Genomic DNA, 11403 nt, shown 5'->3' on the forward strand with positions numbered 1-11403 from the left:
GCCTTGGAGCCCGTCTCGAATCTCATGCGCAAAGAGCCGGCTGCCGGATGAGCAGCATAGCGGAGCCAGCGTATAGGAAGGCGGTGGCGGATTGGATTGTCTGTTGGAAGTCCTTGGCGAGGCGGCGGTTTCGGTTGAGCCAGGGAAAGGTTCGCTCGACGACAAAGCGGCGCGGATGCGCGCATTGTGCCAACGGCATCTCTCGAACGACGATAACGGCCTCACCGGACGCCTACCGTAGTTATCAGCCATTCATATCTTGAAGATAACCTGCTGGCATGAAGCGCTATCTGCTCCACATCCTCACCAGTCCTATCACCACTATGGCTTCTATGATGTTTCTGCTCGCCAGTTGTCAAAGCTTTGGCGAGCGTGAGATCGCGCGAGCCCGTCGAGACGACACTTGTGGCGCGCGTGCCTTGCGCCCCTTCATAGGGCGTAAGGCCGATCAACCCACGCGTAGCGCGATCGAACGGAGCGTCGTCGACAAAAGGCGCATACGTTGGATCGTTATCGGAGAAGATATTCTCGCCGACCTTCAAACCAGCCGTGTGAATGTCGTGCTAGCCGAAGACAGCACCATTATGAGCGTAGCTTGCTACTAAGCTTAGATGTGACGGTGACATCCGTTTTCCTAGGATTATCTATCTTCAACGCAGGACGGCTGGAATAACTGCAAGTGAGTCGTATGTTACCGGTCAGATGATGCTAATGGAGAGATGGAAGCTCTTGTTAGATCGGCTCCAGAAGGCGGACAGGAGCCTAAATATCACTTCCAGTAGTAACGGTACTTATACTGACATTGTCTTGCTCAGCGCATGCGGTCAATCACTTGCCCGGGCCGGCGGCTCGGCCGTTCTTCCTTAGGGCCACGCTCGCTCATGCGGTTGGGCAGTACCCCTAATCCTGGGCAGCATGATCAGCTGCCAGGGGCTCGGCATCTCGCCCACCGGCACGTGGATCAGCGCCGGCTCATTGGCGCGTAGCGCCTCTGTCAGCGATTGCTCAAGCGTGGCCGGTGTCTCCGCCCGCACCGCGCGCACGCCAAAGCTCTTGGCATAAGCGACGAAGTCGGGGTTATGCAGGCTATCAGCGATACGCCGACCGCCATAGACTTGGTCCTGGATTCGCCGGACATTGCCGAAGGCACCGTCATCGAAGACGATCGTGACCAGCGCGATATTGTGCTTGGCGGCCGTTGCCAGTTCGAACGCCTGATAGCCGAATCCTCCGTCGCCGGCGATCGCTATGACGGGCCGGTCACCGACCGCGACCTTCGCGCCGAGCGCGGTGCCAAACCCGAAACCAAGATTGTCCTGCTGGCCGCCCGACAGGAACGTCCGGGGCAGGACCGCCTGCCAGGCGAGCCTTGCGGCAAATCCCATCTGGGTCACTTCATCGACCAGGATGCCTTCGGGCGGAAACGCGCGCCGGATGGCGGCGAGAAACGCCATTTGCGGTTCGAGTCTGACAAGCTCGCTCCTCATCCAGCCACGCTCGGCCGACAGGTCGCGTGTCTCGCGTGCATCCGTGTGACGGGGCAGCGCCTCAGCAAGCGCCGCAAGGGCGGCCCCTGCGTCGGCGACGATCGCGCAATCGGGGTCGCGGAACCGCCCCGGTTCCTCAGGCTCGATATCGATCCGCACGATCTTGAGGTCGTCATCGACCCCCCAGACGCTTTGCTGGGTATAGAGCCTGGTCCCGACCGCGAGCACGACATCGGCATCGCGCCACAGCCGGTGGGCGGTCGGCAAATTGATCGCCAGGGGGTGCGCGCCCGGTAGCGCGCCGTGCCCGCGCCGGTAACAGCCGACCGGCGCCTGGAGCATCTCGGCGACCCGGGCGAGCGCCTCGCCGGCACCTTGCGCGCCGCCGCCTACCATGATGAGCGGACGCTTCGCTTTGCCGAGAAGCCTTGCCGCCTGCTCGACCGCGTCGCTATCGACCGCCGGCTGCAGGACCGGCAAGGGCAGGGTGGAAGTGCCCGGGCCTCGCGCCGGCCAGACATCGATCGCGCATTCGAGCGCCACGGGTCCGGCACGGCCCGACCGGGCGAGCTGGAGTGCGGAGGCAAGCTTCGCGCCTGTATCCGCGGGTCCTGCGATCCGCTGCGCGTCCTTGGTCAGATGCCGCAAGAGGCCGAGCTGGTCGCGGATCTCGTGAAGATGGCCGTGTCCGCGCTCGATCGCATTCGAGGGGATCTGGCCGGCAAGCGCCAGCACCGGTGCGTTCATGCCATAAGCGGTAAGCAGGGCGGCGGACGCATTGAGGATGCCCGGACCCGGGACTGCGGCGAAGACCTGCGGGCGTCCGGTCGCGAGTGCCGCGCCCAGCGCCATATAGCCTGTCGTCTGCTCATGCCGGGCATGGACCGTGCGTACCCGGTCGCGCGCTGCATGGAGCGCGTCGAACAGCGCATCGTTATGGATGCCGGGTACGCCGTAGAGAACGTCGATCCCATGCGCGATCATCGTGTCAACCGCGAGTTCCGCTGTGCTCTTCGCTGTATTTTCTAGTGACACGTAAATTCCTATTCTATAATTAAGCGTCATGAACGTGGAGAATGGATGATGAAGCCTGCTTATTGGATTGCTCGTTCTAAAGTAATCGATCCGGAACAGTATTTAGAATACGTAAAAAGAGCCGGTCCCGCGTCCCAGAATTACGGAGCGAGGATTTTATCCCGTGGTGGCCGCTTCGAAACATTGGAAGGGACGTTGGAGTTTCAGCGATTTGTTCTCGTCGAATATCCTTCGTTCGATGCCGCCATGGAATTCTATTACTCGCAGGCCTATCAGGAGGCCGCCGCCTTCCGGCGCGCTGGCGCCGGCATCAACGAGCTGGTGATCGTCGAAGGGGAGGACAGCGGCTGATCGCTCACGCGAGCTTCTCGCGGAAGAAGTGGATGAACCGGCTCGCGAGATGGTCATAGGCAAAGCCGCTCGGCACCACCTCGCCGAAATGGCCGAGCACCGGAAACAGTTCGAGCGTCACATCGGCGTTGCCGGCCGCCAGCACCTTGTCGCGGACCATGATCGACTGCTCGACCGGCGCGTGCATGTCATGCTCGCCGTGCAGTAGCAACAGCGGCTGGACGATGTTCTGGACCTGGTCGATCGCCTGGATGCTTTCGTAGAAAGCGCGACCGGTGACGGGATCACCCAGCCAGCCGGTGATCAGCCGGTGGCGCGCGGGCGCGAACGCCGCCGTGCCAAAAGCCTGTTGCAGGAAGTCCGAGACGGTGCCGAATGTCGCGATCGCTTTGAAGCGGTGGTCGGCAGCTGCGGCACGGAGCGCGGCATTGCCGCCGCGCGACACGCCGAACAGCCCGATCCGCTCTGCGTCGATGAAGGATTGTCCGGCCAGCCAGTCATAGGCCAGCGAGATGTCCTCATGATCGTGGCTGGGCAGGCCGCCGCGATAATTCATGCTGAGCACATGGAAGCCGGCCGCACAGAGCCTCGCGGCGGCCCATTCGATGATCTCGAACATGCCCGTCCCCATGCCGCCGGGGCAGGTGACGATCGTCGGCGCGGGTCCTTCGGTTGCGGCCTTGTAGAGCAGGGTGGCGAGCGACGTGCCGTCGGGAAGAGCGATTGACTGCGGCGCGCCCGTCAGGACGACCGGGCCGCCATCGCGCGGCGTGAGTATCATGCGAGACCCCTGTTCTTGATGAGATGCGTGCGTGTGTCGGCGCGGCCACGTGTCTGGATGAAGGCGAGGATGCCGAGCGCGACGGCGCTGAAGAGCCCCGGGATGATGCCGGCAAAGAGGATGTGCGCGGGATTGATCCCGGCACTCAGCAAGATGCCGCCAAGCGCTGGTCCAAAGAGCGAGCCGCAGCGCGCGACCGCGTTGTTGAAGCCGATCCCGGTGCCGCGCAGCGCCGTTGGGAAAAAGGCGGTGATATAGGCGGACAGCGTGATTTGCGAGCCGATCAGGAAGAAGCCGCTTGCGCCGAGCGTTGCCATCAGGACGGGCAGGGGCACCCCTTCGAGCAGTGTCGCCGTGCCCGCGCTCAGGATCGCTGCGACCGCGAAGAGATAGGAGATGGCGAGCACCGTCGAACCGCGCAGACGCCCGTCGACCACCCGGGATATCCCGAGGCTGCCGACAATGCCTGAAAGATTGAGGACGATCGTGCCCAGGATCGCGTCGCTCAACGGGATGCCCGCGCGCTCGAGCAGGGTCGGCGTCCAGTTTACCAGCATGAAGGACAGCAAAAGGCTCGTGAACATCGCGGCTGACAGAAGGATGGTTCCGGCTGCCAGGCCGTCGCGGAACAGTGCGCCGATCGTCGCGCGCCCGACCCTCCGCTCGGTCAGCACGAACCGCGTGTCCGCGGATACCCGAAGGAACGGGCAGATCCGGCGCAGGATGACGAGCAGACGCGGGTCGTTGCTGTCCTTGAGCGCCAGGAAGCGGACCGATTCGGGAAGGCCGATCCAGAGCAGCGGCACGAGCAGGACCGGGGCGATGCCCGCGACCAGCAGCATCGCGCGCCAGTCGGCGAGCATCAGGACATTAGGCGCGATGAGGCCTCCGAGGACGGCGCCGAGCGGGGTCCCCCAGGTAATGATCGAGACGATCGTCGAGCGCCGCCTCGCTGGCGCATATTCCGCCGCCAGCGCCAGCATGTTGGGGATTGCGCCGCCAAGGCCCAGACCGGCGACGAAGCGCAGGAGGACGAGCGAGGTGATGCCGGTCGCAAAGGCGCAGGCGATCGTCAGAAGCCCGAACCAGAGGATCGCCACCATGACGAGCTTCTTGCGCCCGGCCCGATCCGCAAGCAGGCCGAGCGTCGCGGCGCCGATCGCTGCCCCCAGCAGCGTCGCGCTGAACACAAGCCCGAAAGCCGCATGCGAGGCGCCCCATTCCTGCGTGATCGCGGGTGCCAGGAACGACATCACCATCGTATCGAAGCCGTCAAAGATCGAGGCGGCCAGCGTCAGCGCGAAGACGCGCCACTGGAGCGCGCTGATCGCGGCGCTATCGATGGTTGCGGCGATGTCGATCTCGTTTGCCGCGTTTCCCTGCGGGGTATGCCCTTGCAAGTTTCTCTCCTTTGACACTGCTACCTCGCCTGGGTTCCCGCTGCTCCGCTGCTTGTTTTGCATGCAGAACTGGGGACGCGGCTGTGCTGTCCAGGGCTATGCTTCGGCGAGGCTTTTGAGGCCTTATCAGATAGTCCGAATATGTTGACCGGAAGGGGCTGGGCGAATTGACCCGACTGGTTCGCGCCGCCTATCCATTTTTGCATGCAGAATAGCCTTTCCCCTTCGACATCATCGTTCAGCGAGGCTGAATGGGCCGCGCGCCAGGACCTGGCCGCCGCCTACCGGATGATCGACCGCTTCTTCCCGACCACCGACGGGATCTACAATCACCTGAGCCTGCGCGTGCTGGACGCGCCGCGACACTTCCTGATCAAGCGCCACGCGCTGCTCTACCGCGAGGTGACCGCCTCGAACCTGGTGCGGGTCGACATGGATGCGGAGCTCGACGAGGCGGCCGGGGTCAACCGACCGGGCTTCGTGCTCCACAGCGGCGTGCTGAGGGCCCGGCCCGATATCGAGTGCGTGTTCCACATGCATACCGCGATCGGCATCGCCATGTCCGCGCATGGCGGCGGCCTGCGGATGATCTCGCAGGCCGCGATCCGCTTCTACAATCGCATCGGCTACCACCCGTTCGAGGGCGTGACCGACAATGCGGACGAGCGCGAGCGCCTGGCGGCGGCGCTCGGCGACAATCACGCGCTGTTCCTCCGCAATCACGGGATTGTGGTCGCGGGCGCGAGCGTCCGCGAGGCGTTCGAGCGGACGCGCGACCTCATGACCGCGTGCGAGATCCAGCTCCTGCTCGAGGCCGCAACCGACGATATCGTCGAAGTGCCGGCGGCGATTTGCGAAAGCACCGTCCGCCAGCTCGATCAGCATGACCGCGGACGGGGCAAGGCCGACTGGCCTGCCTGGCGCCGCCTGATGGACGACGTAGCACCCGACTACGCGAAATAAACCCGAGCGCTTGAGCGCCGATAAACCAGGAGAGGCTGCATGACCGCCATCGCGCTTGAAAATGATCTGTCGCGCCTGCCGCCGGCGGTACGGCGCTGGCTCGACCGCAAGCCTGCCCATTTCATCGATGGCGCCTGGCACGCGGCGTCCGCTGCGATGACGGTCGCCGATCCGTCGAGCGGCCGCGAGATCGCCGAGATCGGAAAAGGTGCCGCGCCCGAAATCGACATGGCGGTGAGCGCTGCCCGCGCCGCGCTTGCAGCACCCGAATGGCGTGATGCCGGTCCAGTGGCGCGCGAGGCGCTCCTTCACCGCCTGGCGGCGCTGATCGAGGCGCGGGCGGACGATCTGGCGGTGCTCGACTGTATCGACAACGGCATGCCGCTCTGGCTGGCGCGCGCCGTCAATGTCGGCGGGACGGTCGATGTCTTTCGCTATTATGCCGGCTGGCCGACCAAGCTCGCCGGCCGGACGGTCGAGGTCTCCGCGCCGCCGGGCGTGGGTCGCTTCCAGGGCATGACCCGACGTGAGCCGGTCGGCGTGATCGCCGCGATCGTGCCGTGGAACGTGCCCTTGATGATGGCGGCATGGAAGCTCGCGCCCGCACTTGCCGCCGGCTGTACCGTGGTCCTGAAACCTTCCGAGGAAGCCTCGCTTTCCGCGCTGGCCCTCGCCGAGTTGATTGAGGAAGCCGGTTTTCCAGCGGGTGTCGTAAACGTCGTGACCGGGCTCGGGCGCGAGGCGGGCGACGCGCTCGTGCGCCACCCAGGCATCGACAAGATCTCCTTCACCGGCTCGACCGCGACCGGGCGCGCGATCGCCCGCGAGGCAGGCTCGTCGCTCAAGAAGCTGACGCTCGAGCTCGGCGGCAAGTCGCCGACCATCCTTTTCGCCGACGCCGATCTCGATGCCGCGATCATGGGCGCGGCCAACGCCATCTTCCTCAATTCGGGGCAGGTGTGCGTCGCGGGCTCGCGGCTCTATATCGAGGACAAGGTCTACGACCAGGTGGTCGAGCGTCTCGGCGCGCATATCCGCTCGATCCCGGTCGGCGCCGGCCTGAGCGAAGGCGTGTTCATGGGGCCGCTGGTGAGCGGCCGGCAGCGCGAGCGGGTGACGGCCTATCTCGATGCCGCGCGCGCCGGCGGCATGGGAGTCGAGGAGGCCGCCGACTATGCGGGCACCTCGGGCTTCTACGTCGCCCCGACGCTGGTCACGGGCGCGGCGCATGACGATCCGATCACCCAGGAAGAGATTTTCGGCCCCGTTCTCGGTATCTACCGGTTCGAGGGCGAGGATGATCTGCTCGACGCCGCGAACGGCACCGAGTTCGGCCTCGCCGCCAGCCTGTGGACGCGCAATGTCGACCGGGTCCACCGCCTGTCATCTGCCCTCCAGTGCGGCAAGGTTACCGTCAATGCCGGGGGCTTTCCGTATCCGGGCCTTCCGGAAGGGGGCTACAAGGGGTCGGGCTTCGGCCGCGATCTCGGCCCCGACGCCGTGGAGCAATGCCTCCAGACCAAAACTCTCCTCGTCCATATTTCGTGAGGCATTCATGCGTGAACTGAAAGAATTGGCTCTGCCGGTCGGGCGGGCATTGATCGTCGCCCTGTTCCTGTGGAGCGGCCTGCGCAAGCTCGGCCATCCCGATGCCGTCATCGCCATGATCGGGCGGAGCCTGCCCTATCCGACGCTCGGCTTCGGCATCTCGATCGCCTGCGAGCTCGGCGTCGGGACATTGCTCCTCCTCGGATACCGGACCCGGGCGATGGCGGTCCTGCTCGCGCTCTTCACGCTTGCGACCGCAATCGCCTTCCACAGTGATTTCGGCGACCGCGACGCACTGACCAACTTCTTGAAGAACCTCTCGATCCTGGGCGGGCTCCTGCATGTGGTCGTCGCGGGCGGCGGGCGTTTCTCGATCGACGGGCTGCTCGTGCGCCGCGACGGGGCGCAAGCCTGAACCCGACCGCCACATGCAAAGATGCAAGCGGACGAGGACAAGAAAATAGGGATGAGAGGATTTCCGGGATGCATCAGGAAACACCGATCTGGATCGTTACCGGTGATTTCGGTCGCGCGACGGTCAACGTAACGGATCGAGCGCTGGTCGAGCATGCGCACCAGCAGTTCAACATGCTCTTCATGCTGGGCGGCGCGGAAACGGTGTTCCGGTCCGGGTGCGACGATCTACCGCTCGATTGTTCGAGCGTGCTCCTGTTCAATCCCTGGGTTCCTCATTTGAAGCACGCCAATTCGGGCGAGCGGACGATGATCCTCTCGCTGGTCATCGAGCAGGACTGGATCGACCGGGTGCTGGAAGCCCAGGGCTTTCGTACCGGTCTCCGCTTTCCCCATCGCCGCGAAGGCCTGACGCCCCTTGTGCAGCGTGCCGCGCAGCGCCTGGCAGGGACCATCTCCAAGGGCGTGCTCGACAATGGCGAGGATCCTGAGCGGCCGCTGGTCGAACTGATCGATGCCGTGGTCGAGGCCTATATCGCGCCCGAGGCCGCGACCGTGGCGGCAAACGGACCGCCGATCGATTTCAGGATCCGCAAGGCGCTCCTCTACATCCATGATCACGCCTTCGAAAATCCGCGGATCGACGAGATCGCACGGATCGTGGGCCTGTCGCGCTCGCATTTTTTCGAGCAGTTCCGCCGCTGCGTCGGCGCATCGCCGCGCCATTACATCGACCATATTCGCATGCGCGCGGCGATGCATTGGCTGAGCACCAGCGAGCGCACGCTGGTCGAGGTCGCGGACGAGCTGGGCTTTGGCGCGCACAGCAATTTCACGCGCTTTTTCGCGCAGCACATGGCGGTCTCCCCGAGCGAATATCGCCGCCAGACCTCCGCGGTCGCCTGAAGGGAAGAGCGCGGGGCGGATGGCGAGGCGTCAGCGCGGGATGTCCGGGTCGATAAAAGCGATGATCCGGGCGGCGAGCGTAAGCGGGCTTTCATCCATCGGGTAATGTCCGGCCTCGGGCAGCACCGCGAGTTCGGCATGCGCAAGTGCTGCGAGCCACGTCGCCCGAAGGACCTCCTCGGGAACGCCCCGGTCATGCGCGCCCGCGATCACGAGCACCGGCCGTTCGACCCCGGAGGCGGCTTCGGCAAAATCGTCGCCCGCCCAGGATTCCAGATAGGCGGCAAAGGCGTCACGGTCGCTGATCTCCATCGACCGTTCGGCGTTCGCACGTAGCCAGGCGCTCGGCAGGCGTTCGCCCGTCGTCGTGTCGAGAATGGCCTGGCGCGTGCCGACATCGCCGGCCGCCGCGCGGAAGAAGCCGAGGGTAGGGGGATCGAACGGCGCCGGACCGGCCCAGACCGGGGTGATACCGATGACCCGCTCGACGCGCTCGGGTGCAGCTACCGCAAGCGCGAGCGCGGCCTTGCCACCCATAGAATGGCCGATGACCGAGAAGCGCGTCCAGCCAAGCTGATCCGCGACCGCGAGCATGTCGGCGGCCGCGGTCGCCATGTTGAACGGCCCGCTGGACGAACGCCTGGGCCCGTAGCCGCGCAGATCCGGGAGCGCGATGCTGAAGCGATCTGGATCGAAGCCGGGCAGCATCCCATCAAAAGCGGCACTGTCGTTGAACCAGCCATGGATCGCGATGATCCGGCTCGGGCCGTGCCCGTGGATCCTGATGGGCGGCATAGTATCTCCTGTTTTTCGTTCTCACCGCATTGCTTGCGCCGGTCCGGGACCCGCAGGCAATCCATGCGGGGCGATTGTCGGACTGGTCGATAAGCCACCGGAGCGGGGCATCAGGCCAATCGCCCACGGGCCTGTAGAAGGGCCGCAAATCGAAGGAGGACAGCCGCCATGCGGTCAACCAGGGGAGGCGAAACGATGAACGCAAGCGCGCAAGCCCGATACATTCCGGGATTTGGCAACACGGTCTCGACCGAAGCCGTCGCCGGCGCACAGCTCGACTATGACGCGGTCTGGGCAGGCTTCGAAAAGGCGAAAATCCCGTGACCGCTGGCATGATCGATGAAACCCATGATCCCAAGCGTCGGAGCTGGGTCGAGAGCGCCAACGGGCATGCGGATTTTCCGATCCAGAACCTGCCACTCGGCATCTTCTCGCCGGTAGACGGGGATCCGCGCCCGGGCACCGCGATCGGGGACAGCATCCTAGACCTGCGCGCGATCGCCCATTTGCTTGCCGTGGTGCCGGGCGAAGCGCTCTCGGGCACCGCGCTCAACGACCTCTTGGCCCGCTCGCCCCACGAGCGCCGCGCGCTGCGCCAGCGCCTGTCGGCTTTGCTCTCCGATCAGCAGCATGAACCAACGCTTCGCACCCATCTCCATGACGCGGCACATTGCCAGCTCCATCTGCCGGCGCGGATCGGCGACTATACCGACTTCTATGTCGGCATCCATCACGCGACCAATATCGGTAAGTTGCTGCGTCCGGATACACCGCTCCTGCCGAACTATAAATGGATCCCGATCGGTTATCACGGGCGGGCATCCTCGATCCGCCTCTCGGGCGATCCTGTCGTCCGGCCGGTCGGGCAGCGGCGCGAGCCCGACAGCCCATCGCCAGTTTTCGGGCCTTCGGCCCGGCTCGACTTCGAGCTGGAGCTTGGCCTCTGGGTGGGCGCGGGCAATCCGCTCGGCGAACCCGTCGCCATCGCGGACGCCAGTCGGCACATGGCGGGCATCAGCCTTCTCAACGACTGGTCGGCGCGCGACTTCCAGGCCTGGGAATATCAACCGCTAGGGCCGTTCCTATCGAAGAACTTCCACTCCACGATCTCGCCCTGGATTGTCACGATGGAAGCGCTTGCGCCCTTCCGCGTCGCGCAGGCGCCGCGGCCTGAAGGTGATCCTAAGCCGCTTCCGTATCTGTGGGACGATGCCGACCAGGCGAGCGGAGCCTTCGCCATCGAGCTCGAGGTCACGATGACCTCGCTGGCAATGCGTGACAGGGATGTCGCGCCTCAGCGACTAAGCCTCAGTGACGCCCGTGCAATGTACTGGACCGCCGCCCAGATGGTCGCGCACCACACGGTCAATGGCTGTAATCTCAATCCGGGCGATTTCCTGGGGACCGGGACCTTGTCGACCGACAGCCCTGGGGGACTTGGCAGCTTGATGGAAATGACGCTTGCCGGCAAAGCGCCGATCACCCTTCCGACCGGCGAGCAGCGCGCTTTCCTGCTCGACGGGGACGAAATCTCATTCAGTGCGCGCGCCGAGACGCGAGGGTTCGTCACCATCGGCTTTGGACCCTGTCGGGCAATCATAGTGGAAGGAATGGGGCACTATCGGTCTGTAGATGCTTGCGATACGATTACCCTTTTATAGTCGCTGGCTCGCGATCCTTCTACGTGGTGTTGGTTGTGATCTGGTTCGTCCCGGATCGCCGT

General features: G+C 64.7%; 12 protein-coding genes and 1 pseudogene. 8 read left to right on the top strand and 5 right to left on the bottom strand.

Features of this window, described 5'->3' with window-relative positions:
* Positions 1-22: 22 nt before the first annotated feature.
* Positions 23-175 (bottom strand): annotated as a pseudogene (locus NDN01_RS06700) (IS5/IS1182 family transposase); the annotation flags it as partial.
* A 103-nt stretch (positions 176-278) separates the two neighbouring features.
* On the opposite strand from NDN01_RS06700, the gene NDN01_RS06705 reads away from it, so the two are divergent.
* The gene (locus tag NDN01_RS06705) at positions 279-605 is read left to right on the top strand and encodes a hypothetical protein (protein WP_272626592.1); all 327 of its coding nucleotides are present in this window, start codon (positions 279-281) and stop codon (positions 603-605) included.
* A gap of 258 nt (positions 606-863) precedes the next feature.
* On the opposite strand, the gene NDN01_RS06710 is transcribed toward NDN01_RS06705, so the two are convergent.
* Entirely contained in the window at positions 864-2471 is a 1608-nt protein-coding gene (locus tag NDN01_RS06710; protein ID WP_443025200.1) for a thiamine pyrophosphate-dependent enzyme, read from the bottom strand.
* A gap of 96 nt (positions 2472-2567) precedes the next feature.
* On the opposite strand from NDN01_RS06710, the gene NDN01_RS06715 reads away from it, so the two are divergent.
* Complete coding sequence (locus NDN01_RS06715) at positions 2568-2873, top strand: DUF1330 domain-containing protein (protein WP_272626594.1); 306 nt, start codon at positions 2568-2570, stop codon at positions 2871-2873.
* A 4-nt stretch (positions 2874-2877) separates the two neighbouring features.
* Here the strand turns inward: NDN01_RS06715 and NDN01_RS06720 are convergent, their stop codons facing one another.
* Both NDN01_RS06720 and NDN01_RS06725 read right to left on the bottom strand, forming a co-directional pair.
* Positions 2878-3654: an alpha/beta hydrolase family protein gene (locus NDN01_RS06720; protein WP_272626595.1), complete on the bottom strand. Its 777-nt coding sequence runs from the start codon at positions 3652-3654 to the stop codon at positions 2878-2880.
* Complete coding sequence (locus NDN01_RS06725) at positions 3651-5054, bottom strand: MFS transporter (RefSeq protein WP_272626596.1); 1404 nt, start codon at positions 5052-5054, stop codon at positions 3651-3653. Before NDN01_RS06725 ends, NDN01_RS06720 begins: the two co-directional genes overlap by 4 nt.
* A 204-nt stretch (positions 5055-5258) precedes the next feature.
* On the opposite strand from NDN01_RS06725, the gene NDN01_RS06730 reads away from it, so the two are divergent.
* The 4 genes from NDN01_RS06730 (at position 5259) to NDN01_RS06745 (ending at position 8885) form a co-directional block, all read left to right on the top strand.
* The gene (locus NDN01_RS06730) at positions 5259-6017 is read left to right on the top strand and encodes a class II aldolase/adducin family protein (RefSeq protein WP_272626597.1); all 759 of its coding nucleotides are present in this window, start codon (positions 5259-5261) and stop codon (positions 6015-6017) included.
* 39 nt (positions 6018-6056) lie between these two features.
* Positions 6057-7565 carry an aldehyde dehydrogenase family protein gene (locus NDN01_RS06735; protein WP_272626598.1) on the top strand — a complete coding sequence of 503 codons (1509 nt, stop codon included), beginning with the start codon at positions 6057-6059 and terminating at the stop codon, positions 7563-7565.
* Positions 7566-7572: 7 nt separating this feature from the next.
* On the top strand, positions 7573-7980 hold the full coding sequence (locus NDN01_RS06740; protein WP_272626599.1) for a DoxX family protein: 408 nt from the start codon (positions 7573-7575) through the stop codon (positions 7978-7980).
* 68 nt (positions 7981-8048) lie between these two features.
* Positions 8049-8885, top strand: a complete 837-nt coding sequence (locus NDN01_RS06745) for a helix-turn-helix transcriptional regulator (protein ID WP_272626600.1) — start codon at positions 8049-8051, stop codon at positions 8883-8885.
* Positions 8886-8915: 30 nt separating this feature from the next.
* Here the strand turns inward: NDN01_RS06745 and NDN01_RS06750 are convergent, their stop codons facing one another.
* The gene (locus tag NDN01_RS06750; RefSeq protein WP_272626601.1) at positions 8916-9680 is read right to left on the bottom strand and encodes an alpha/beta fold hydrolase; all 765 of its coding nucleotides are present in this window, start codon (positions 9678-9680) and stop codon (positions 8916-8918) included.
* A 195-nt stretch (positions 9681-9875) separates the two neighbouring features.
* Between NDN01_RS06750 and NDN01_RS06755 the strand changes: the two genes are divergently transcribed.
* Together NDN01_RS06755 and fahA are read left to right on the top strand one after the other, a co-directional pair.
* Positions 9876-10004, top strand: coding sequence for a hypothetical protein (locus tag NDN01_RS06755; RefSeq protein WP_272626602.1), 129 nt, complete (start codon positions 9876-9878; stop codon positions 10002-10004).
* A gap of 8 nt (positions 10005-10012) precedes the next feature.
* On the top strand, positions 10013-11341 hold the full coding sequence (gene fahA, locus NDN01_RS06760) for a fumarylacetoacetase (protein ID WP_272626603.1): 1329 nt from the start codon (positions 10013-10015) through the stop codon (positions 11339-11341).
* The last annotated feature ends 62 nt before the right edge of the window (positions 11342-11403 follow it).

The organism is Sphingomonas sp. QA11 (assembly GCF_028473665.1).
Taxonomy (GTDB): domain Bacteria; phylum Pseudomonadota; class Alphaproteobacteria; order Sphingomonadales; family Sphingomonadaceae; genus Sphingomonas; species Sphingomonas phytovorans.